This is a genomic window from Clostridium sp. (genome assembly GCF_036660475.1).
Lineage (GTDB): Bacteria > Bacillota > Clostridia > Clostridiales > Clostridiaceae > Clostridium_J.
Map to the genome: position 1 here is coordinate 61,510 of NZ_JAVXAO010000014.1, position 24,984 is coordinate 86,493.

The window sequence follows — 24,984 nt, forward strand, 5'->3', positions numbered from 1 at the left end:
CCATCCCTCCCTATATATTTTTCTTTTGTAATTCTTTAATTATATTTTCAAACTTCATTGATCTAGATGCTTTTAGAAGTATAACATCTCCTGGTTTTAAACTTTTTTCAAGAAATCCTATTAATTCATTCATAGATTCAAAGGAAGCAAAATTATTATTTCCATAACCTATTTCAAATTCCTTATTATACTCACCAAGCGTTATAAGCATATCAATTCCACTTGATTTTGCGTATTCTCCTACTCTTCTATGTGCGACGTCTGACTGTTCTCCTAATTCCTTCATAGTACCTAGCACTGCAACTTTTCTACCTTCATAAGTTTTTAAAACCTCTAGTGCCGCTTCCATAGAATCTGGACTTGCATTATATGCATCATTTATTATCACATAATCTTTAAAGTTTATTACGTCCAGTCTCATGGATGTAGCTTCTAAATTTTTCATCCCTTCTTGTATATCCTGATAACTCACCTTTAGTTTTCTTGCCACTGCTATTGCTAGTAAAGAATTAAGCACATTATGCTTCCCTGGAACTGGCACCTTAATAGTCATGTTAATTTCTTCTTCATCTTCCATCACACCAAACTCAATACGGTCCTTATCTATAATTATTCTACAAGCCTTGAAATTATAATCATTTTCTATACCAATTTTTACAATTTTATATTTATCGGACTCATGATTATAAAGCATATCATTGTCGCCGTTAATAATTAAAATATTTTCACTTCCAAAATTAGTTGCAATTTCAAGCTTCGCCTTTAAAATATTCTCTCTACTTTTCAAATTCTCCATATGAGAAGTACCTATATTCGTTATGACACCAATACTTGGTTTTGCAACTTTTGTCAAGGTTTCAATTTCACCTAGATTACTCATTCCCATCTCCAAAATTGCAACTTCATAACTACTATCAAGGTTAAATATCATCAGTGGAAGACCAATATCATTATTAAAATTCCCTGCTGTTTTAAAAACTTTATATTTTTTACTAAGAGCCGCTGCTATTAAATCCTTAGTTGAAGTCTTCCCTGTAGAGCCTGTAATTCCAACTACTTTTATATCTAAAGTATCAATATAGTAAGACGCTAAATCTAATAATGCTTTCTTTGTATCCTGAACTAAAATTATAGATACACCTTCATTTAAGTTCTTATATTCTTCATCTTCATGAACAATGCAAAGCTCTGCTCCATTTTCTACTGCAACATTTACAAATCCATGACCATCAAAATTTTCTCCCTTAATAGCAAAGAATATATCCCCCTTTGAAATCTTCCTGCTATCTATTATAACCTTTGAAAACCCATCTTTTTTTCCCTTGACTAGAATTTTTCCATCTATAGCACTTACAATCTCACTAAGTTTTATAGTTTCCATCTATAGCTTCAACTCCTCAATTAGTTCTTCCACAACTTCCTTCTCATCAAAGTGAATAGTTTCATTTTTAAGTATTTGGTAAGTTTCATGTCCCTTACCTGCAATTACAATAATATCGCCTTTTTCTGCTATAAGTAATGCTGTTTTAATAGCATCCCGTCTATTCTCAATAAGCTGATAATTATGTTTTTCTACTCCAGCCTTAATATCCTCAAGAATTACATATGAATCCTCACTTCTTGGATTATCTGAAGTTATTATAGCTATGTCACTAAGGTCTGTTCCAATTTTACCCATAATAGGTCTTTTGGTTTTATCTCTATCCCCACCACAACCAAAAATACAAATTAATTTACCCACTGTCAATTCTCTAAGATTTTCCAATATATTTTTAAGACTGTCAGGAGTATGCGAATAATCCCTAATAACTTGGAAACCTAGATTAAATCCAAGTGTTAAATTCTCACATCTTCCTGGCACCGTTACATTAGCAAGTCCTTTTAAAATAGTGTCCATATCTAGACCTTCTCCTAAAGCTACCCCAATGCATCCTAATGCATTATAAACATTATATTTTCCTGGTATTGATAGATTTAAATCATAACTTTCCCCATGAACCTTCACCTTAAATCCTATTCCTGTAGCTTTAAGTTCTATGTTTTTCCCAATTAAATCACTTTCCGCTTCTATTGAGTAAGTTGTAACCTTAGAGTCTATCTTATTTAACAATTCTATTCCATAAGCATCGTCTATATTCACTATTGAACTCTTACTCATATTGAATAACTTACATTTAGCATTAAAATAATTTTCAAAAGTTTTATGGAAATCTAAATGATCCTGAGTTAAATTCGTAAACATCCCCTGTGAAAATTCAATTCCAAATACTCTATCTAGCTCTAAAGAATGAGATGAAACCTCCATAACACAGTAGTCCATTTTCTTATCAACCATTTCATTAAACAATTTTTGAAGTTCTAGTGATTCTGGTGTAGTTTTTTCTGTATGAATTCTTTCACTTCCAATAAAATTTGCAATAGTTCCTATAAGTCCTACTTTATATCCTTTAGCCTCCAGAATAGCCTTCAACATAAATGCTGAAGTAGTTTTTCCATTTGTACCTGTGATCCCAATAATCTTCATTTTACCACTTGGATTATTATAAAAATTCGTTGCTGCCATAGCTAACGTTTTTCTTCCACTTTCAACTTTTATATATGTTATACCATCAATCATGGAAATTTCCTTTTCTATAACTATGACCTTAGCTCCACTTTCTATAGCTTTAGGTACAAAACTATGACCATCTACATTAAAGCCACCAATGGCAAAAAACATATCTCCAATTGATATTTTCCTACTATCATACTGAAGTTCATTTACTATTAGACTATCATCACCTTGTAATATGGAGTATTCTACACCTTTTAATAAATCTTTTATCATCATGACAAATCACATCCTTATTAAATCTTATATTATATTTAATACTAGACAATCATCACATCCTAGTATTTAAAAGCCTCTTATAGCATACAAAATCCGGTAGCACAAGTCAAACTGTAACTACCGGATAACTTATATCTAGTCTGCTAATGTGCCTAGTTGGAATGTTATTGTAGTGCCTTTTTTAATTTCCTGACCTCCAACCACACTTTGTTCTACAACTAAACCATCTCCTACAAATTCACCTTTTAGACCTAAATCATTAAAGAGTTTTTGTATCGATTCTTTTGTAAATCCCTTCAAGTCTGGAATTACTACTATATCACCATCACTAGCACTCTGTCCTGCATAAAGAATTATTTCCTTACCTTCCTTCATGGTAAACCCTGGCTTTGGATTTATATCAGTAATAGTATTACCACTGCCCTCTATTTTAACTTTAAGTCCTGCAGCTGTAATTTCTTTCTTTGCTTCTGCAACAGATAATCCTCTAACTTCTCGAACTATGACGTCCTTCTTTAAACTTTCATCAACTTCCATATAACTACCCTGAGGTTTCATCTCACTATAATTAAATAAATCATTAAATAGCTTCTGACCAACCGGTGCTGCAATTTGACCTGCATAGTATAGTGAAGGATTTGGTTCATCTATAGATACAAAAACTGTATACTTAGGATTATCCGCAGGTGCCATACCTGCAAAAGATGCTAAATATTTTCCATTTGCGTATCCACCATTAATAGGGTCAACTTTTTGTGCCGTACCCGTTTTACCAGCTATTCTATATCCATCTATTTTAGCCTTTGATCCACCACCACTACTTACTGTAGCTTCTAAATGTGCTCTCATTTCCGCCATTGAAGCTGGAGAAAAAACTTCTTTTTTATCAATTTTATAAGACTCATCTATCATTAAATTGTTATCCTTATCGTAATGAACAATTTCTCTCATAAGATGTGGTGTAATTAAATATCCACCATTTGCGATTGCATTATATGCTCTCATAAACTGAATACCCGTAGTTGTATTACTTTGTCCAAAAGATATAGTTGCAAGATCTGTAACTGAAATATCCTTTGTAGCCTTAACAATACCTTTGGATTCTCCAGGTAAATCAATACCTGTCTTTTCTCCCAATCCAAATTTTTTAATGTACTCATTAAGATTTTCTGCCCCTAATCTCTCTCCAAGTGTCATAAATCCAACGTTACATGAATTTTTGATAATACCTTCAAAATCCAATGGTCCATGTCCCGTAGTCTTCCAACAATGAATAGTTCTTCCTCCTATTGTAAGTGCTCCTCCACAATTGAATGTATCTGTCGGCTTAACTACACCCTTTTCTATTGCTGCTGTAGCTGTAATAACCTTAAATATGGACCCTGGTTCATAAGCATCACTAACTAATCTGTTTCTCCAAAGCTGTTGTATTTGATCATCTGGTACATTCTCCGGCCATGGACTATTTGGATTATAGTCAGGTTTATTGGCCATAGCAAGTATTTCACCATTATTAGGGTCCATTACCATTACAGATACTGCCTTTGCTTCGTTATCCACTAAAGCCTCTTGCGCTAGTTTTTCTGCAAAGTATTGTATATTTTCATCAATAGTTGTAATTACATCTCTGCCATCAATAGGCTCTGTGAATTCTGAAATTGTATATGGTAACCCTTCACTTTTTTGGTCTATTTCAGCAATTTTTATTCCTGGAACTCCAGCCAAATATTTATTATAGTATAACTCTAGTCCTGTAAGCCCTTCACCATCTGAGTTTGTATGTCCGAGTATATGTGATGCAAAGTTTCCATTAGGATAGTATCTTTTTGTATCTGGCGATATTACTATACCATTTATATTTTTTTCCTTAGCAAATGCTCTAATTGCATCCGTCGCATCTTTTTCAATCCGTCTCTTTAAAATAGCAGAACCTCGTAGGTTACCATTTGGAAGTGGCTTTGTTAAAATTTCTAATACCTTAGGTTCTTCAATCTCAACTATAGGCGCTAAAGCAGCCGCAATCTCCTCCATAGTCATCCCATTCTCTGCTATATCACTTCTGAGTGTATTTAAGTCTAAATCTGCTCTATATACATTTGCACTTACTGCAAGTTCTCTACCGTTTCTATCCAGTAGTTTACCCCTTTTAGCATTTATCTTAACATCGCTAGTCCATTGCTGCGTGGCCAGTGATTTATATGTTGATTCCTTAACAAACATAACATATCCTAATCTTACTGTTAATACCGTGAAAATTAAAACTGCACACATCACGGAAATTATCATCCTCTTTTTCATCAATACCTTATCAACAAAATAATTTTTTGCCACTACAAATACCTCTCTAACTAATTAAAAAATATTTTTTTTATTCTGCTTATCAATCTATCCCCTTTTCCATCTTCGCTGTTCTCTACCGCGATTGGTTGAATTGCATTTAAGTCGCAATATACTGCATCAACCGTCTTGGGTTTTATCATCTTTAATTCCTTAGTTGCTACTTCTTCTATGTAAGCAATATTGTTGAACCCCAGTAGTTTAATACTTAAATTTTCACTTTCTTCCTTAATAACACTTATATTATCTTGTAATGTTATTATTTCCTTTTGATTTTTATAAATAACACTATATCTTGAAACCAGTATAACTCCAACTAACCCACCAGCTAAAATATAACTGTTAAGCTTTAAAAACTTTAGAACTTTTAATCTTCTTGTTTGTTTTAAGGCTTCTCTGGCTGGACTTTGTTTTGCGGGACTTTTTTCCCGTTCTTTAGGTATCGGGTTAATCTGTGGTGCTAAAGCACTGGTTCCATCAGTGGCATTTTTTGTATTTTCTACTAACATTCTACTACCCCCATATAGTTTTTAGAACTAAATCTTTTTACATCCTCTCAATTTTGCACTTCTACTTCTTGAATTATTTTCAAGTTCTTCCTCTGTTGCCTCTATTGGTTTTCTATTAACAAGCCTAATTATAGGCAACTTACCACATACACACATTGGTAAGTTCTTTGGACATTTACATGGATCTGTTAAATCTCTAAATTTCATTTTTACAATTCTATCTTCTAACGAATGGAAAGTTATAATAGCCATTACACCATCAGCATTTAATGCTTCTATACCATCTTCAATAGTTTTATTTAGGATGCTTAACTCTCTATTTACTTCTATTCTTATAGCTTGGAATGTTCTTTTAGCTGGGTGTCCACCTTCTCTTTTAAATTTACCTGGTATACATCCATCTGTAATCTTTACAAGCTCTAGCGTAGTTTCTATAGGTTTAATCTCTCTCAATTCTACAATTTTAGCAGCAATTCGCTTAGAAAATTTTTCTTCTCCATACTCCTTTAATATTCGATACAATTCTTCCTCACTGTACTCATTTACAACATTATATGCAGAAAATATTTCTTCTCTATTCATTCTCATGTCAAGGGCTGCTTCCTTCATATAACTGAAGCCCCTTTCACCTTGATCTAGTTGATAAGATGACACTCCAAGATCCATAAGTATACCATCAACTTTCTCTATTCCAAGTTCCTTCAATATATCCTTTATATTATAAAAATTATTATGTACATATGTAACATTAGGAAAATCCTTCAACTTCTCTTTTGCAGCCTTCAGTGCGTCCTGGTCCTGATCTATTCCAATCAATCTACCCCTTGGTGAAAGTTTCTTTAATATCTCACTTGAATGTCCTGCCCCCCCTAAAGTACAATCTACATATATACCATCTTCTTTAATATCTAACATGTCTATACATTCATTAAGCATTACTGAATAGTGTTTAAATTCCATCTTTCAATCTCCTTCATTTTTATACTTAGGATTCATTCTATCATTTAAAGTATTACTTCAATTCATTATTATTAATCCTTCAAACTGTTAAAATCTTAAATCCACTTAATATAAATTTCATTTGTATTAGCATTAGCATCTATTTATATTGCATTTACCATTGTACCATAAATAATTCTATGCGTTTATATAAATTCCTTTTAAAACTTAACTAAATATGTTAATTTTTTTAAACAAATTTACAATAATAACGCAAGTATTAAACCTAATAGTGAAAATTATTACATTTTAATACATTATCGTTTTATATTTCAATATTTTTAAACTTATTTTCAATGTTCTTTGTAGAATTATTGAAATTACGTCTTCGCTAGAGTATAATTTAAAAGATTAGATTTTCAAGTAATAAACTCAAGGGTTTAACATAGAAAGGACGAATACTTTATGAAATTAGGAATTGTAGGTTTACCTAACGTAGGAAAAAGTACTTTATTTAACGCTATTACAAAGGCTGGAGCAGAATCAGCTAACTACCCATTCTGTACTATAGAACCAAACATTGGAGTTGTTAGTGTTCCTGACAGCCGTCTTGATGTACTCCAGAAATTATATAACTCAAAAAAACAAATCCATACAGCTATAGAATTTTACGATATAGCAGGCCTCGTTAAAGGAGCAAGTAAGGGTGAAGGCCTTGGAAACAAATTCTTATCTCATATCAGAGAAGTTGAATCAATAGTTCACACAGTTAGATGCTTTAATGATGAAAATATTGTTCACGTAGAAGGTTCAATATCTCCTATTAGAGATATCGAAACAATTAATTTAGAATTAATTTTCTCTGATTTAGAAGTTCTTGAGAGAAGGATGGAAAAATCACTTAAACTAGTACGTTCTGGAGATAAGGTTGCTAAAACTGAATATGCAATTATGGAAAGAGTTAAGGCTCAGCTTGAAGATAACAAACCAGCTAGAACTTTAGAAGCTACTGAAGACGAAGCTGAATTTATAAAAAGCTTATTTTTAATTACTTCTAAACCAGTATTATATGCATGTAACGTAAGTGAAGATGATTTAATGGAATGTGGCGGAGAAAACGACATGGTAAAACTAGTTGAAGATTATGCTGCATCTGAAAACTCTCAAATCATAATCGTATGTGCAAAACTCGAAGAAGAACTTTCTACTTTAGAGGATGATGAGAAAAAAGATTTACTTGGTGAGTACGGTCTTACTGAATCTGGTCTTGATAAATTAATTCATGCTAGCTATAAGTTGCTTGGATTAATGAGTTATTTAACAGCCGGACCTCAAGAAATTAGAGCTTGGACAATTAAAATAGGCACAAAAGCTCCTGCTGCTGCTGGTAAAATTCATAGTGATATAGAACGTGGATTTATCCGTGCAGAAGTTATATCTTTCGATAAATTAGAAGAATGTGGATCTGAATCTGCTGCTAAAGAAAAAGGCTTCTATAGATTAGAAGGAAAAGAATATATAATGCAAGATGGAGATGTTGTTAACTTTAGATTTAACGTATAGCAAAATAGTGGCTATCTCAATTTGAGATAGCCACTATTTTATTTACTCCGTTGGATAAGCTTCACACTCTTTATTAATTAATTCTATTACACCTTGATAATTTATTCCATCAACGTCATAAATTATTTCCATAGCATCCGCTACATTTTCAACAGTATATATAGTAAACTCCCCATCAACTATGGCCTTCTCAACTTCAGTTGATAAAACCAAGTCTTCTTTGTTTGACAATGGAATTATTACACCCTTATTGTTGATATTTCCCATAATTTTGCACACAGAAAAGAATCCCTCTATTTTTTCGTTTACTCCACCTATTGCCTGAACCTGACCAAATTGATTTATTGAACCGGTTATGCCAATATTCTGCTTTATAGGAATTTTACAAAGCGCAGATACAATACATACAGCTTCTGCAACCGATGCGCTATCACCATCAATTACCCCATATAATTGTTCAAAACTTAAATTAAAATCCACTGGAAGCTTCTTATATCCTCCATTAAGATTGTTAATATACCCCTTCAAGACACTAATTCCTTTAGTATGAATTTTACCACTAAGATTAGATTCCCTTTGAGCATCAATGATTTTTCCATCGCCATTAAAACATGTGCAAGTTATTCTCACAGGTTTTCCAAAACTTGTATACCCTGTATCTATAACTGATAACCCATTAATTTGTCCTACCTTGCTCCCTTTAACATCAATTAGTATTCTACCATCTTCATAAAGATTTAAATACTCGTCTTCTATAATTTCTTTCTTATAAGCTACATTTTCTATATCTTTACCGTCGATAAACTCCCTTTCTTCTTCTAAAGCTCTTTGATTACCTAATAATAATAGATTTGAAATTTCATCATAATCAAAATAGATTTTATTTCTATTTTCGGCTTTTCTAGCTAAGAATTTGGCAATTTCTCTAGTCCCGCTAAATGTAATATTTTTAATGTCATTAGATTTTACGAATTCGTCGATTTCTTTCATTAAAATAGCCTTATTTTCATCATCACACTGTAACATACCTTTGTATTCAGCCCTCATCTTAAATATGGTTTTAAATTCTTTATCATAGTTATATAGAGCATCATAGGTTTCATAGTCACCTATAATTATTACCTTCGTATTAATTTTCATAGGAACTGGCTTTAGATTTCCTAATGTAAATAACTCTAAATACCCTCTATTGTAATCTAAATCTACTTTTTCTGTAATTAAACATTTTTTCAAGTAATGATATGATTGAGGATTACTTAAAATACTACTTGCCCTTATAATAAGACAACCGCCATTTGCCCTTGCATAGCTACCGACCTTTATGGACCTTATAGTAGACACATATACATTATTATGATTTTCATATTCAATAGTTCCAATTAAATTAGAGACACTAGGGTCATCATCAAAAATCACAGGAGGAAATCGCAACTTTGAATTATCTACAACCACATTTATATCATACTTATATATAATTTCCTTTATGGTTGCTTCATCATCTTCATAGCTTATAGAATAGTTATCCTTGAGGTTAGTTTCAATTGATTTAATTACATAACTAATATATTCCATAGCTGATTTATCCTTCTGAAGAATTTTTTTTATTTCTTTCTTTAGACTTTTCATTTCTTCTTCAAAAAAACTTTGCATAATTTCCCTGATTCTATTTATCTCATCATCCTTCATATTTCTGAGCTTTTCTAATATATCATTGGCACTTATTTTAAGTTCATTTATACTATTTGTTATTTTACTTTTTTCATCCTCTGCTAGGTCATCATACTCATCTTCTGTCATCTCTCTCCCCATATTCAAAGGAATAAACGTAAATGCTTCACCACTAGTTTTTATATCAAACCCAAAGCTTTTAGACATATCTATTAGCTCACCAACTATTTTACTTCTCCTATCCTTGATAATCGAAATCAGTTCCTCTTTCTCCTTATTATCAAGTCCATTATAGAATTTAAACACATTGTCAGCATAAAAGTCTTGCACTTTATCTAGGACAGCCTTTAACTTGTTTCCATAACCATTATTTACAGCTATGGGAATCGGTTCTTTCGGTTCCTCTTTTACTACATAGCATATATCACCTGCAGAACTTTTATCCTTAAATATGTGTTCCACATAACTAATAATATGACTTATTCTATTTTTACAAAATTCATCTACTAGATAAATGTTATATCCATCCTTATCTAAAAGCAGTGAAGTTTTTATTGTTTTGTAAGCAGCCATATATTGTGGTAAAACAAATTCGCCTTCTATTTTTTCATTATTGCTAATATTAAAATCATATAAAACTTCTTCAGGTTTTAAAACTTTTTTCATACTGTCCTCCTATATAAAATTGTTTAATATATTAATATTCCTGAAAAATGTTTTTTGGAACAAAAATGCAAAAAATACTAAATATAATTTTAAAACTTGTTATAATAAATTAATTATTATATAATACTGTTAGTATATATTATGATATTAAAAGAAGTAACCTAATATTATACGTAGCTATTATTCTTCATGTAAAGGAGTTATTCATATGGGATTTAAAGACAAATTATCACAAGGTTATAAAGATGCATTTATTGGAAAGTATGGTGACAGAGTAACACAACTTCAAGGAAGAGCATTATCTGTAAAAACAGAAACAAAGTCTCTCCTTGGAATTTTAAACACTATCATAGTAACTATAGTTATAAAGCAAGATAATGTTAGAACTATAGCAACTTGCGTTTATAAGAAAAAGAGATGGTTTAAAAAACCACTATTTATTCCTATATCTCAAGGAAATTCTTTAATTATTCAAGGTTTAAAACCCGATTTCTCTAAAAAGAAAAAGAAAAAGAAAAAGTTAAAAGAATATATTTCTATTATGAATGTTATGAACCTTACTACCAAAAGAGATTTAGTGCCTGTTGAAGGTGCTTCTAAAAAAGTTCAAAGAGTAAGACAAGACAAACGCTTCAAATAAAAAACAGCTTCCTAATTTAGGAAGCTGTTTTTTCATTTGTTAACGACTTAATTTAAGGTAGGGTTTAATTAGCTTTGAAATTTAATTTATACATTTATATTTCACCTATAGATCACAAGCCAATAATGTAATACTCTAAAAATCATTTAAAACACCTTAACTTACTAGAATTTATTTCCTACAAATATAGCTATACTATTTATGAATGATATTATACCTGAGAAAAATATAACTATAGCCCATTGACCTATATTAATAGGTGTTGTGTGGAATATTGCTTGAAATACTGGCAAATAAATTATTAGTAAGAGCGCTATTATCGAAACCATTACTGACCCAATTAAATATAAGTTTGTAAAAGGATTAATTTCAAACAATGAATATTTTTCACTTCTACATTCAAATACATGAATTAGCTGAGAAGTTATTAATGTTCCAAGGGCTAAAGTCCTACAAGTTTCAAGATTGTATCCATAATACTTCCCTGCTAAAAATGCAAGTACCGTACATATACCAATTAATGAACCTCTAATTAATATCTTTTCTTTAAGCCCCCTTGCAAAAACACTTTCTCCCTTTTCTCTTGGTTTTTCATACATAATATTTTTATCTGCTGGATCAACTCCAAGAGCTATAGCTGGAAGTCCATCTGTAACTAAGTTAACAAATAATATTTGAATAGGTAGTAACGGAACTTCTAGATAAAATAAAGAAGCCAAAAACATTGTTAATACTTCACCTAAGTTACACGATAAAAGATATCTTATAAACTTTCTAATGTTATCATATATAACCCTGCCTTCCTCTACTGCTGTTACAATAGTAGCAAAATTATCATCTAAAAGTATCATAGATGCTGCTTCTTTAGTTACGTCTGTTCCGGATATACCCATGGCTATCCCTATATCCGCTTCTTTAATTGCTGGTGCATCATTAACTCCATCCCCAGTCATTGCCACTATGTTGTTTTTGCTTTTAAACGCTCGTACTATTCTTAGCTTATGTTTTGGACTAACCCTTGCAAATATTCTATAAGTGTCTATGGATTTTTCTAATTCTTTATCACTTATTCGATCAAGCTCTTCACCTGTAATTACTTCCTTATTTTCGCTACATATATTCAACTCTTTCCCTATAGCAAAGGCTGTATTTTTATGATCTCCTGTTATCATAACTGGCCTAATTCCCGCTACTCTACACCTAAGCACAGCATCCTTAACTTCTTTCCTTGGTGGATCAATAATTCCTGCTACACCTACAAAGATTAAATTACTTTCCACCTTTTCGCCCTTTATAAGATTTTCATCTCTATAGGCTCCAGCAATACATCTTAAAGCTTTAAAAGACATATCATCAATAAGCCTCTCCACACTTTTTCTATAAGGTGTTGTTATTGGTTCAATTCTACCATTAACTAATATATAAGAACATTTATCAAGAATTCTCTCTGGAGCTCCCTTTACATAACAAACCTCTTTTTTTGACACCTTGTCCTTAATGATTACAGTCATCATTTTTCGTGTAGAGTCAAAAGGTATATCAAAAACTCTTTGAACTTTATTGTTAAAAATCTCTACATCACTAGTTTTCTTGAAAAACCCCTTTATAAGAGCAGTTTCTGTAGGATCTCCCATTAATGCCTTTTCAATATAAGCCTCTGAGTAGTTATAATTACAATCATTACAATACACAAATATCTTTCTTAACATATCATGTTCAAAACTTTTCCCCTCTTCCACATCCTGGACTTTTCCATTATGAAGAAGTGCAGTTACCGTCATTTTATTCTCTGTTAACGTACCAGTTTTATCACTGCATATAACAGATGTACACCCTAAGGTTTCAACTGCTGGTAATTTTCTAACTAGAGCATTTCTCTTAAGCATTCTAGAAACACCAAGCGCGAGCGCAACTGTTACTATAGCAGATAACCCCTCTGGAATTGCAGCTACTGCAAGACTAACTCCTGATAAAAACATATCATATATATTTTCACCCCTATATATACCTAGCAATGTTACTACAGTACATATAGCAAGACAAAGTACAACTAAAACCTTTCCTAATGAATTTAATCTTTCCTTTAGTGGAGAGGGTTCATCTTCAATAGAATGTAGCATGTTAGCTATTTTCCCCATCTCAGTATTCATTCCAGTTCCATAGACCTTGGCCTTTCCTTTGCCCATAAGTACAATAGTCCCCATAAATATACTATTATTGTTATCCTCTGAGGTTTTATGCACCCCAACGGACTCACCTGTAAGAAGGGATTCATCCATCATTAAATTATTTCCATCTACCAAAATGCTATCAGCTGGTACCCTATCTCCACTTTCTAGTATTACTAAATCTCCAGGCACTAAATAGATAGAATTAATTACTTCAATTTTACCATTCCTTATAACCTTAGCCGTCGGTGATGAAAGCTTTTTTAATTGTTCTAGGGATTTTTCTGTCTTATACTCCTGAACAAATCCTAAAACTGCATTCATAATAACAATAATTAAAATTGTTATGGCATCTGCCTTATCTCCCATTACACCTGATATTAAAGTAGCTACCATTAAAATCCAAATTATCACATCATTAAATTGAGATAGAAATATCTTAATTGGTGACACAGATTTTTTTCCCTGCAATTCATTTAACCCATACTCCTTAAGCCTATCTTCAATCTCATTTGTAGATAAACCGCGATATTCATTTGCGCTCACATTTTTTCCCCCTCTATATTTTATTACTTATTCTGTAAAGTTCATCCCACGGATATACACCCTAAATCTAACCTTCTACAGATGTGTAAAGGTATCTATCCATGGATAAGTTAGCTTAGCTGCAATTGTTATAAAATCCCACTAAAACCAAGCTTCCCTTATTAAACAAGCTTTCCATAAAATATATGTAGCATACCCTGAAGATATGAAAGATTTAGCTTTACATAACTGAATTTAACATTTAAAATATCTATATATATAAGTTAATACGAAAGAAGGTTTTTTATGAGAAACTCAGTATATATAACAGGACATAGAAATCCTGATTCTGATTCAATATGCTCAGCTATAGCATATGCAGAATTTAAAAATAAGACTCAAAAAATTAAAGCTATTCCAATAAGACTAGGAAAAGTAAGTAGAGAAACTAAATTTATCCTAGATTATTTTGGAGTTGAATTTCCTGAGCTTATTCAAACAGTAAAACCACAAATTATTGATTTAGAAATAGACACTGTAGCACCAATTTCTACTGATATTTCATTAAAAATGGCATGGTCTATAATGAAACAAAAAAATATCAAAACTTTACCTGTTATTTATCCTAATGATAAACTTGCTGGTATTGTATCTGTATCAAACTTGGCTTCTAGCTACCTTGATATTTGGGATAATTATGTTCTTGCCAAAAGTAAAACTAAGATAAATAATATTCTTGAGACTCTTTCAGCTCAAATAGTATATTTATCAGATGAAAATCTAGAGTTAAAGGGAAAAGTTGTAGTTGCTATGATGGAACCTAATGACAATAACTTAATAGAAGCTGAAGATATTGCTATTTGTGGGGACCGTGAAATAGTTCAAGAATTTGTATTAGACAGAGACTGCAGATTAATGATTATAACAAATAATTCTGCACCATCTAATAATGTTATTGAACGAGCAAAAGAAAAAGGATGTACAATTATTAGTACCCCTTACGACTCCTTTACAGCAGCTAGACTGATACCTCAAAGTATTCCAATTGATTATGTTATGACTAAACATAACGTAGTTAGCTTCTCTACAAATGACTTCATTGAGGATATTAAAGATATAATGCTTGAAACCAGATATCGAAGTTATCCTGTTTTAGATGAATATGGTATTGTAATTGGAAGTATTTCTAGATATCACTTAATTACACAAGAGAAAAAGAAAGTAATTTTAGTTGATCACAATGAAAAAACTCAATCTGTAGATGGTTTGGAAGATGCTGACATCTTAGAGATTATTGATCACCACAGAATAGGAGATATCCAAACTGGACAGCCTATTTATTTCAGAAATGAACCCGTTGGAAGTAGCTCTACCATTGTAGCTTCAATATTCTTTGAAAATGGCATTAGACCTTCTAAAAAGGTGGCTGGACTTTTATGTGGAGCAATAATATCTGACACTCTACTTTTAAAATCCCCAACAGCTACTATTGTAGATGAGTTAATTCTAAAGAGACTTGCTGAAATAGCAGATTTAGATATAGAAAAATTTGCGCAAGAGATGTTTAAAGCGGGTACTTCACTAGATGGCAAAAGTTCAAAAGAGCTTTTATACCAAGACTTTAAAATATTTAACATTGGTAACTTTAAAGTTGGAGTTTCTCAAATAACTACTACCTATATGGATGGTTTTATACCATTAGTGGAAGATTTAAAAACTCTTATGGATGAAAAAGTCTCCCATGATAAATTTGATATACTTTTACTTATGGCTACAGACATATTTAAAAAATCGTCTTTATTCATAGTTCAAGGCGAACATAAAGAAGTCTTTTCTAGAGCTTTTGATGTTAAATTAGAAAATAGCACTGTATATATCGATGGAATTGTTTCTAGAAAGAAACAAGTTATTCCACCACTTTCTGAAGTTATTAACCAAATTAAATAACTATAAGCCTATTATTTAACCTATTTGGGCAATAATTCAAAATATATTCAAATAAAAAAACTCAGCTTGATTTAATAACAAGTTGAGTTTTTTTATCTCATTCTAACTTGTGACTTAAGATATACGAAATCAATCACCCCTACCCCATATATATGTTAACATAATTTACTCATAACTTTGTTTTAAATAGTAATAATTTTCAAATAAACAACTAAAAATATATCCAAAATATAACTGGTATTTTAATAATAGGTCCCATATTAATTATATAAATCCAAAATAATATATAATTCATAAAACAAATACCATACATAATTGTTAAAAAATCCTTCACACACATATCATCAATTTTGCCTTGATAAATTCCATAGCTTCTCAAATAATGAACACCCTTATCTTCCACATAATAATAAAAATTTACAGATTCAATATATGCCGCTAGAATATAAATGTTAAGAAGAGGATTAGTTACTAAATTAATTAAGAAATCCCCCTTAAAATTTATTTTTGAAGTTTTGTTTCTAATAATATATATAATATATAGTACCAATGAACAAACAAGTGTCGGAATAATATTTAATATATTTAAAATACTGTTAAACCCATCTAACTTTCCATCATCACTTATATAATAAACCAATGTATAAATTATTCCCCCAATATTCCCTATAATTAAAATATAAATTATAGGAGCTAAAAATCCACAAATTAAAGCTTTACTTGTCAATGATAATGTATTGTAAAACTCCATCTTTTCAAAATTTTTTCTAATTACAGTTCTTCTTTCACTATTACTTATTTCTATCACAAAAAAAGCTACAATAGCATTAATTAATTCATTGTTAGATACATTAATTAGTAATAATGAAACTAGCACTATTACTAATATATATATAAATTGCAAAAGAAATTTGCTTTTTATTTTACTATTTATTTTTATATGGATTTTACTGAAAATTTGATGTCTGTCTAACTTCCATAGCAGTATGCTAATCAAACACCCAAATAAATATCCTACCCCCATTGTATCCCTCCCTAAAATCTAATGCTTCTTATCTTCCTATAACATTATATGTTTCAATACATAAAAAAAGAATGGAAAAGCTAACTCTTCCATTCTAAAAAACTATCTTAAGTTATTAATTATCTTAGATTATTAATCATTTGCCACATATCATCAGCTGTTTTTAATGCCGATGAACTTAGCTGAAATGCTCTCTGAGTAACAATCATGTCTGTCATTTCTGTAGATATATCAACATTAGAGTTTTCTATATATCCTTGATAAATATCTCTATTCTTTGTCTCAATTACTGTAGTTCCTTCCTTAGGTATAAATAAACTCTTACCTACAGAAATAAAATCTCCATCCCCAACTGGTTTATAAGTTTTAATGTCTCCAACCTTCAAAGTAGTACCGTTGTTCTCTATAGATACAGCACCATTTCCATCTACTGAAAATCCATCCTTACCGAAGTTTATAGGACCTCCCGGAACATTAATTTCATTGCCATTTGCGTCAGTAATAGAAAGCCTATGTCCATTGCCATTAACTAGTGTTCCTAAAGCATCAACTTTAAAACTTCCATCCCTAGTATAGGCAACTGTTCCATCTTCCGTATATACCTTAAATAACCCCTCTCCATCAATAGCTAAATCTGTTTTAATTTTAGTATTTTTTAAACTACCCTGGGTTTGTATTCTAACTGACTCTGTAGATTTAACACCCGTACCTACATATAATTTATTCTTTGCATCATCAGAAATTGGAATTCCTAATCTATCAAGAGAACTCTCATAAAGGTCTTGAAATCCTGAAGATAACTTTTTATATCCATTTGTTTGAACATTAACTAAATTGTTTGAAATTATATCCAATTTGTTTTGTTGTGCATTCATTGCACTCATATTTGTATAAAACATACCATACATAAAATTATCCCTCACATTTTCTATTTATTAAAACCTATGCCTATCTTACAGATCCCAACTCATTTACTGCTTTTTCTAGCGTTGAATCTAAGGTCTTTAATACTGTAGCACTACTTTCAAAATTTCTCATAACCGCCATCATATTATTACTTTCTTCCACTACATTTACATTTGACTTTTCAATAGCACTATTTACAATACGAGGATTATTTATAAACGTTGGATTTTGTCCTTCATAAAAATTAAATGCTACTTTGTCAACATTTGTATAATTACCATTATTATCTTTAGGAAAGTTCACAACTGCAAGTTTACCAACATTTCTTCCATCCACCGATATTGACCCGTTAGCCTCTGCAGAAATACTTCCTTGACCTATGTATATCGGTGATAATGCCCCATTACTTCCGCCAAGGACTCTATCCCCACTAGAATTCACTAAATATCCTGCTCCATCTATAGCAAAATGACCATCCCTTGTATAATAATTCTTACTTCCATTTCCCTCTTGTCTTTGCACTACAAAGAACCCTTCGCCTTGAATTGCAAAATCTGTTTTTACTCCTGTATCACTTATATTCCCTTGTGAAAAATTAGTAGCACGATGATTTATCTCAACTCCATTACTCATAGTTCCAATTGTTGCTCTTTTATTGTTAGCACCATCCTTATTTGAGATGTACACTTCATCAAAACTCTTAAGTGTCAACATTTCTGATTTATATCCACTTGTATTAATATTTGCTATATTATTCATAATTGCACTTTGTGTTTGCTCACTAGTAATCATCCCTGAAGCTACAGTATATAGTCCTCTAATCATTTATTGCACCATCCTTCACATCTACTTTAATATTTTCTGGATAAGTCATTCCTAATTTTTTTGCCCTTATCTCTATCATTCCATCACTTAAATTATAATCTACCTTAGATGAAATAGTGAAAACTACTCCAATAATTATACCAATTCCAATTCCAAATAACACTTTCCTATCACTTAATATATAAGTCCACTCTTTTATCTTAGATATAATTCTTTTATTAATAAGACTTCACCCTTTCCTATATTTAAGCTTTGTGCTATTTCTTCATCACTAATGCCTTGTTTTAAAAGTTTTTTTACATCCTCAACCTTTAAGCTATTGTTACTTCTATGATTTTCAATCTCATAACCTTTATTCATATCTTTAACAGTTTGATTAATTTTTGTTATATGAATTTCATCATCAAAATCCACTATTTTTTCCACTAAAGTACTCATATATTCCTCATTGTCTTCGGCATTTATTCTATTATAATTTTCTAAGCTTGTACTACATTCATAGTTTTTCATATAATCAACTTGAGACTCATCTTGATTATATTCAAATATTTCTTCTTTACCATTAATATCGTTATAATTATTAAAATCTTTAGACTCCACTGATTCATAATTACTTTTCAAATCCTCTATCTCTCTTTGAATCTCCGTTAGAGTTTTGCCAAATTCACTTCTCATCTTCATAATTCTCGTATCAACTTCATCAACCTGTGATTCTGTTTTTACCATCACCTGCTGAAAGTTATTACTCTCTTTCTTTATAGCCTTTATATTTAAAATAATTAATGTAAGTCCAATTATTGTTAGTAAAATATACATACTATCACCTAATTCCTAAGATTCAATACTGTACTGAAGTTTTTCTATCTCTTTTCTCAAATTTATAATTGCACGACTATGTAACTGACAAACTCTAGACTCTGACACTTCTAATACTTGTCCTATTTGTTTTAATGTAAGTTTTTCAAAGTAGTATAAATTTAATATTAACCTATCCCTCTCCTTTAAACCATCTAACCCTTTTCTTAAATATTCTAACAACTCTTTCTCCTCTAAGGATTTTTGTGGTGAAGGACTATTTGTATCCTCAATTGAATTAAGCAATGACATATCCTCATCATCACCAAATAAAATAGTTTCCAAGGACATCATTGAGATATAGTTCACATAACCCTGTATATCTGTAAGTTCTTTCAATGATATTTCCATACGTTTAGCTACTTCAATATCACTAGGTTCTCTAAAAAGCTTATTTCTAAGTTCTTCAACGGCTCTATTATATTTGTTAAGTTTATCTATTGCTCTCTTTGATATTGGACTATTTCTTCTTATCTCATCAATAATACTTCCATTTATTCTTATAGCCGCATAAGTAGAAAATTTCATTCCTTTAGTGTCATCATACTTATTTATAGCATCCATAAGTCCTATCATTCCATAACTTATTAGATCCTCATATTCCATGTACTTATTTTTACCTATTATAATCTTAGACGCTATATATTTTACAAGGGGTATATTTTTTCTAATTATTTCTTCTCTACCATCTACTATACAAGCTCCTGACACGTTATTTCCCTCCTTACTTAGTTTTTATAGCTTTTCTCATATTTTGAAAAATAAATTTAATTATCTCTTCTCTCACTTTATTATCTATATACTCAAATTTTACACCATAAATATGTTCATCTCCCTGTACACTTTCAACTCTAGCTATTTTACCAATAGCCAGTACAGGTTTATTACCAACTTTAGTTTTAATAATTAGCAACTTTTGAAGGCTAATTATTTCTTTAACTTTAATTCTCATTCCTCCACCACTTAAATCTAGTGATCTTCCTGATTTATAGTCATATGTCTCTATATCCTGAAGTATTCTATCATTATATTTTTCTATAACGTCATACTTTATGTCATTTATAAAAGGAATTCTTACAAAATCTCGTCTTTGCACTTTTTTATATTGACCTATTGTCCTTATAACGATTAGTGGAATTCTATCAAATTTTCTTCCTATAACTTCAGCTTCAAATTTATAGATATTACCCTTACCATCATTATAGTTACATGATATAAACTCTCCTTCTGACAAAGGATACCCTATTCCATTAAATATAGGCATTGCTATAGAAATACTGTTTTCGTCTACTTCTTGAATTATAGATTTAGCCCACCCATTTTCTTTAATTTGTATTTCTACCCTGTTATTAACTTCAATTGTAATACTAACTCCCATAATATCCTCCTACGAAAAAATATTAAACATCTTTTTAAATATTCCTTGTATGCTGTTCCCACTTCTATATTCTATACCCTCTAATTGTCTTGCTATACTTTCAATATCCTTACTTGCGTCACTTCGTGGAAATGATAATATTACTGGTTTTTGCATACGCACTGCTTGTACGAGTTTTTTATCTTCGGCAACATTACCTAAATGAGTTAATTCAGCACCTAGAAACTTATGTGCTGAATTATTAAGTCTCCTAAAAGTATTGTTACCTTCATCTTCATCTAACACCTTGTTTACAATTATATTGGCACTATTCTTAACCTCATAATTACAAACTGTTTTTAATAAGCTGTAGGCATCGGTTAATGCTGTTGGCTCTGGAGTTGTTACAATAAAAACCTCATGGCTACATCCTATAAATGCCATAACCGTTCTATTTATACCAGCCCCGGTGTCAATTAATATGTAGTCAAACCCACTAATCTCACCTAATTTATCAATTAATAACTGTCTTTGTCCCAATGTAAGATCATCTAATCTTGAAAGCCCAGTACCTCCACATAATATCTTTATTCCTAAAGGTCCATTTATTACTACTTCATTAATATTTCTATTATTGAAAATTACATCAAATATAGTATATTTAGGCATGGTTCCAACTAATACATCTGCATTGCCCATACCTAAATCTGCATCTAATACTAAAACTTTTTTCCCAAACTTCTTCAATGCTATAGCAAGATTAATAACTATATTACTTTTACCTACCCCACCTTTTCCAGATGTTATTGTAAAGATTTTTGTATAATTATTATTGTTACTACTCTTATCCTCTAGAAATTCTTTTTTCATTACCATTTGTCTTAGTTTTGAAGCCTGATCTAACATATCCAACTTTCCCCTAATACTAAATTTACCATATCATTCTCTGTAGGAACTTTTATATCTTCTGGAACATTTTGACCTAATGTTATAAATTTAATAGGCACTCTTGTTTTATCACATATATTTACTATCGATCCATAAGATGAAGTTTCATCAAATTTCGTAAGTATTAATCCACTATATGTAATATTAGAAAAACCTCTAGCAATTACATCCATGTCTTTCCATTTAGTTGTAGCGCTAACCACCAAATATGTATTGTCTACCTTTGCTTTATCAATAAAGGCTTTTAACTCTAAAACTTGCATTGTATTCTTACTACTTCTTCCCGTTGTGTCTAGAAGTATTACTTCACAATCCTTCATTGACTCAATTGCACTCTCCATTTCATTAATAGAGAACACCACCTTGAAATCTATATTCATAATATCTGCATATGTTTTTAATTGTTCAACTGCACCTATTCTATAGGTATCAACTGTTATAAGTCCTACCTTCTTATGTTTAATTAATGCTAAGTTTCCAGCAAGCTTTGCAATAGTTGTAGTTTTCCCAACACCTGTTGGCCCTACTAGTGCTACAGTTCCACTTATCTCTTCTGAATTTACCGGCATAATAAACTTTAGCTGTTCTATTACCTTGCCCCTTAACTCATCTTTAGATATATTTTTACAATCTTCATCATTACAATTTCCAACTATTTTTTTAGCTATATCCATTGATATATCAAGACTACATAGTTCATCTATAATATCCTTTCTATAATCTATCTCTATCTGTTCCATTGTTCCTTCTTTAGTTATAAGCTGTGATTTAGGTATATTAACTTGAGAATTCATATAACCATTTAAGATATTTTTTATGTCTTCAATTTCTTTTTTTAATGAATTCTCCTCATTATTTGTAACTCTGTCACTACTTTTAGCATCTTGGCTGACTTTATTTTTAGCACTCTTCGCAACTTGATTTTGATTTATATTTTTCTCTTTATTTGTACCTATATCTTGATTTTCCATTTCACCTTGTATCAAACTAAATTCATTTATCTCTTTTCCTTTAGAATTGTCTATACTTTTAGATTCTACTGCTGCTGTTATTTCCACTAATTTAGGAGAGAATAGCCCTTTAATTCCAGGACTTTTTATAGTTCTCTGACTAATAATTATAGCCTCTTTCCCAAGTTCTCTTGATACCTGATTTAATGCTTCCTTCATATTTGAAGCTACATATTTCTTTATAATCATTATATAGATACAACTCCTTCAGTTCTTATCTCTATATCATTTGGCACTTCATTTAAGGATAACACTACTATATTTGGAAATACCATTTCTATTAATTTACGGAAAGCTGATCTAATTCTTGGTGAAACCAATATTACTGGAATGTTAGTAGGAAAATAGGTTGTTTCTAGCATCCCTTTAATACTATTGAATATCTCTGTTGTAATGTCTGGACTTATAGCCGGGAATGATCCTTGCATAGATTTTTGAATATTATTTCCTATTATCTTCTCCATATCCTGAGATATGGTCACCGCCACTATTCTATTGTCTTCATCTATTAAATCATTACATATGGTTCTACTTAGAGCGAATCTAACGTACTCAGTTAATATTTCTATATCTTTAGTATTTCTAGAATTATCTGCAAGACATTCAAGAATAGTCACCATATCTTTTATAGAAACCTTTTCTTTTAATAATCCCTGTAATACCTTTTGAATTTCTCCTATTGTCATCAAATCTGGGACAAGTTCTTCTACAACAGTATTATATTTTTCCTTTACTGAATCTAATATAACCTTAGTCTCCTGACGCCCAAGAAGTTCATGACAATGTGATTTAATAGTCTCAGTCAAATGAGTAACCATTACAGTAGTTGGATCAACTACTGTTAATCCTTTTATTTCTGCATCTTCTCTCTGATCTTTATTAATCCAAAGTGCTTCAATTCCAAAGGTAGGCTCTATAGTCCTTATACCTTGAATATTTATTTCCTCCCCTGAAGGATTCATACATAGAAACATAGATGGCATAATATCAGATCTTGCAATTACGGTTCCTCTAATCTTTATTACGTATTCATTGTTTTTAACTTGAAGATTATCTCTAATCCTAATAGGTTGAACTACAATCCCCATTTCAATGGCACATTGTCTTCTTACAGATGCAATTCTTTGAAGTAAGTCACCACCTGAAGCTTCATCTGCCATAGGAATAAGTCCATATCCTATCTCAACCTCCAAAGGTTCTACCGATATTAGATTCATCACATTTTCTGGCTCTCTATTTTCAGTCTCAACAATCTCTTTTTCTTGAATCTCTATATCTTGTTTAGCCTGTTCTTTTTCATCCTTATACATTAGATATGCACTATATGCTGCCGCTCCTGATAGAGCAAAGAAAATTATAGTTGGCATACCTGGAATTATTCCAAGGATAAAAAGTACAAGAGATGATATTGCTATAACTACTGGAAAAGCAGTAAGCTGAGCTGAAACCTGCGTTCCAAAATTATCATCACTACCTGAACGAGTAACAAGAATACCTGAAGCTGTTGATATTAATAGAGCTGGAATTTGACTTACAAGTCCATCTCCTATAGTAAGGCTTGTAAAGGTTGCTGCTGATTCTGCAAGTTCCATATCCATCATTACAGCACCAATTACAATTCCGCCGATAATATTAATTATAGTTATTATAATACCTGCAATGGCATCACCCTTAACAAACTTTGAAGCTCCATCCATAGATCCATAAAAATCAGCTTCTCGTTGAAGATCAAGTCTTTTTTGTCTAGCATCTTGCTCTGTAATCATTCCTGCATTTAAATCTGCGTCTATACTCATCTGTTTTCCTGGCATAGCATCTAGCGTAAATCTAGCTGAAACCTCTGATACCCTTCCAGCACCACTAGTTATAACCATGAATTGTATAATTACTATTATTAAAAATATTATTATACCTACAAAATAGTTTCCACCAATTACAAACTCTCCAAATGCTTGTACAATTTTACCTGCATTTGCTTCTCCCAGAATAAGTCTAGTTGAAGAAACATTTAGAGCTAGTCTGAAAAGTGTCGTTACAAGTAACAGTGTTGGAAACACTGATAACTGTAATACATTTGTAGTAAACATTGTAAGTAACATTATAACTACAGATATTGAAATATTTATGGCAAAGAAAATATCAAGTAGCCATGGTGGCAATGGTATAATTATCATTAGTACAATAAGAATTACCCCAAATGCTACAACTATATCTAAGTTACTCTTAATACTAAATCCCTTCTCTTTAAGCACAATTATCATCCTCTT

At 31.1% G+C, this 24,984-nt stretch carries 20 protein-coding genes; 3 read left to right on the plus strand and 17 right to left on the minus strand.

The annotated features are described in order from the left end of the window. Positions 1-10: 10 nt before the first annotated feature. From murF to rsmH, 5 genes are all read right to left on the minus strand, one after another. The gene (gene murF / locus RSA29_RS16285; protein WP_346943825.1) at positions 11-1,381 is read right to left on the minus strand and encodes a UDP-N-acetylmuramoyl-tripeptide--D-alanyl-D-alanine ligase; all 1,371 of its coding nucleotides are present in this window, start codon (positions 1,379-1,381) and stop codon (positions 11-13) included. Continuing rightward, positions 1,382-2,830, minus strand: coding sequence for a UDP-N-acetylmuramoyl-L-alanyl-D-glutamate--2,6-diaminopimelate ligase (locus tag RSA29_RS16290; protein WP_346943824.1), 1,449 nt, complete (start codon positions 2,828-2,830; stop codon positions 1,382-1,384). Positions 2,831-2,965: 135 nt separating this feature from the next. Then, positions 2,966-5,161: a stage V sporulation protein D gene (locus RSA29_RS16295; RefSeq protein ID WP_346933232.1), complete on the minus strand. Its 2,196-nt coding sequence runs from the start codon at positions 5,159-5,161 to the stop codon at positions 2,966-2,968. Positions 5,162-5,178: 17 nt separating this feature from the next. After that, positions 5,179-5,676, minus strand: a complete 498-nt coding sequence (locus RSA29_RS16300) for a hypothetical protein (RefSeq protein ID WP_346933231.1) — start codon at positions 5,674-5,676, stop codon at positions 5,179-5,181. Between the two features lie 27 nt (positions 5,677-5,703). Continuing rightward, positions 5,704-6,636: a 16S rRNA (cytosine(1402)-N(4))-methyltransferase RsmH gene (gene rsmH / locus RSA29_RS16305; RefSeq protein WP_346943823.1), complete on the minus strand. Its 933-nt coding sequence runs from the start codon at positions 6,634-6,636 to the stop codon at positions 5,704-5,706. A 444-nt stretch (positions 6,637-7,080) separates the two neighbouring features. Between rsmH and ychF the strand changes: the two genes are divergently transcribed. Continuing rightward, positions 7,081-8,178, plus strand: coding sequence for a redox-regulated ATPase YchF (gene ychF / locus RSA29_RS16310; protein WP_346933229.1), 1,098 nt, complete (start codon positions 7,081-7,083; stop codon positions 8,176-8,178). A 42-nt stretch (positions 8,179-8,220) separates the two neighbouring features. Here ychF and RSA29_RS16315 read toward each other — a convergent pair whose 3' ends face one another. After that, positions 8,221-10,512, minus strand: a complete 2,292-nt coding sequence (locus RSA29_RS16315) for an AAA family ATPase (protein ID WP_346943822.1) — start codon at positions 10,510-10,512, stop codon at positions 8,221-8,223. Positions 10,513-10,720: 208 nt separating this feature from the next. Between RSA29_RS16315 and RSA29_RS16320 the strand changes: the two genes are divergently transcribed. Continuing rightward, on the plus strand, positions 10,721-11,152 hold the full coding sequence (locus RSA29_RS16320) for a hypothetical protein (RefSeq protein ID WP_346943821.1): 432 nt from the start codon (positions 10,721-10,723) through the stop codon (positions 11,150-11,152). 164 nt (positions 11,153-11,316) lie between these two features. Here the strand turns inward: RSA29_RS16320 and RSA29_RS16325 are convergent, their stop codons facing one another. After that, positions 11,317-13,866, minus strand: coding sequence for a calcium-translocating P-type ATPase, PMCA-type (locus RSA29_RS16325; RefSeq protein ID WP_346943820.1), 2,550 nt, complete (start codon positions 13,864-13,866; stop codon positions 11,317-11,319). 285 nt (positions 13,867-14,151) lie between these two features. Here RSA29_RS16325 and RSA29_RS16330 point away from each other — a divergent pair, with 285 nt between their 5' ends. Next, on the plus strand, positions 14,152-15,792 hold the full coding sequence (locus RSA29_RS16330) for a putative manganese-dependent inorganic diphosphatase (RefSeq protein WP_346944215.1): 1,641 nt from the start codon (positions 14,152-14,154) through the stop codon (positions 15,790-15,792). Between the two features lie 211 nt (positions 15,793-16,003). On the opposite strand, the gene RSA29_RS16335 is transcribed toward RSA29_RS16330, so the two are convergent. From RSA29_RS16335 to flhA, 10 genes are all read right to left on the minus strand, one after another. Then, a complete protein-coding gene (locus RSA29_RS16335) occupies positions 16,004-16,816 on the minus strand; it encodes a hypothetical protein (protein ID WP_346944213.1) in 813 nt (270 codons plus the stop codon). A 119-nt stretch (positions 16,817-16,935) separates the two neighbouring features. Beyond that, positions 16,936-17,715, minus strand: coding sequence for a flagellar hook-basal body complex protein (locus tag RSA29_RS16340; RefSeq protein ID WP_346944610.1), 780 nt, complete (start codon positions 17,713-17,715; stop codon positions 16,936-16,938). 49 nt (positions 17,716-17,764) lie between these two features. Beyond that, a complete protein-coding gene (locus tag RSA29_RS16345; protein ID WP_346932649.1) occupies positions 17,765-18,547 on the minus strand; it encodes a flagellar hook-basal body complex protein in 783 nt (260 codons plus the stop codon). Further along, entirely contained in the window at positions 18,540-18,710 is a 171-nt protein-coding gene (locus RSA29_RS16350; protein WP_346932648.1) for a hypothetical protein, read from the minus strand. The genes RSA29_RS16345 and RSA29_RS16350 overlap by 8 nt, the downstream gene beginning before the upstream one ends. Before the next feature lie 32 nt (positions 18,711-18,742). Beyond that, positions 18,743-19,363, minus strand: a complete 621-nt coding sequence (locus RSA29_RS16355) for a hypothetical protein (RefSeq protein ID WP_346944211.1) — start codon at positions 19,361-19,363, stop codon at positions 18,743-18,745. Positions 19,364-19,378: 15 nt separating this feature from the next. Then, on the minus strand, positions 19,379-20,113 hold the full coding sequence (locus RSA29_RS16360) for a FliA/WhiG family RNA polymerase sigma factor (protein ID WP_346932646.1): 735 nt from the start codon (positions 20,111-20,113) through the stop codon (positions 19,379-19,381). Positions 20,114-20,126: 13 nt separating this feature from the next. Further along, positions 20,127-20,780, minus strand: a complete 654-nt coding sequence (locus RSA29_RS16365; RefSeq protein ID WP_346944210.1) for a flagellar brake domain-containing protein — start codon at positions 20,778-20,780, stop codon at positions 20,127-20,129. A 9-nt stretch (positions 20,781-20,789) separates the two neighbouring features. Then, positions 20,790-21,665, minus strand: coding sequence for a MinD/ParA family protein (locus tag RSA29_RS16370; protein WP_346944209.1), 876 nt, complete (start codon positions 21,663-21,665; stop codon positions 20,790-20,792). Continuing rightward, positions 21,659-22,906 (minus strand): flagellar biosynthesis protein FlhF, encoded by a 1,248-nt coding sequence (gene flhF / locus RSA29_RS16375; RefSeq protein ID WP_346944208.1) that lies wholly within the window; start codon positions 22,904-22,906, stop codon positions 21,659-21,661. The genes RSA29_RS16370 and flhF overlap by 7 nt, the downstream gene beginning before the upstream one ends. After that, positions 22,906-24,978 carry a flagellar biosynthesis protein FlhA gene (flhA, locus tag RSA29_RS16380; protein WP_346932642.1) on the minus strand — a complete coding sequence of 691 codons (2,073 nt, stop codon included), beginning with the start codon at positions 24,976-24,978 and terminating at the stop codon, positions 22,906-22,908. Before flhA ends, flhF begins: the two co-directional genes overlap by 1 nt. Between the last annotated feature and the right edge of the window lie 6 nt (positions 24,979-24,984).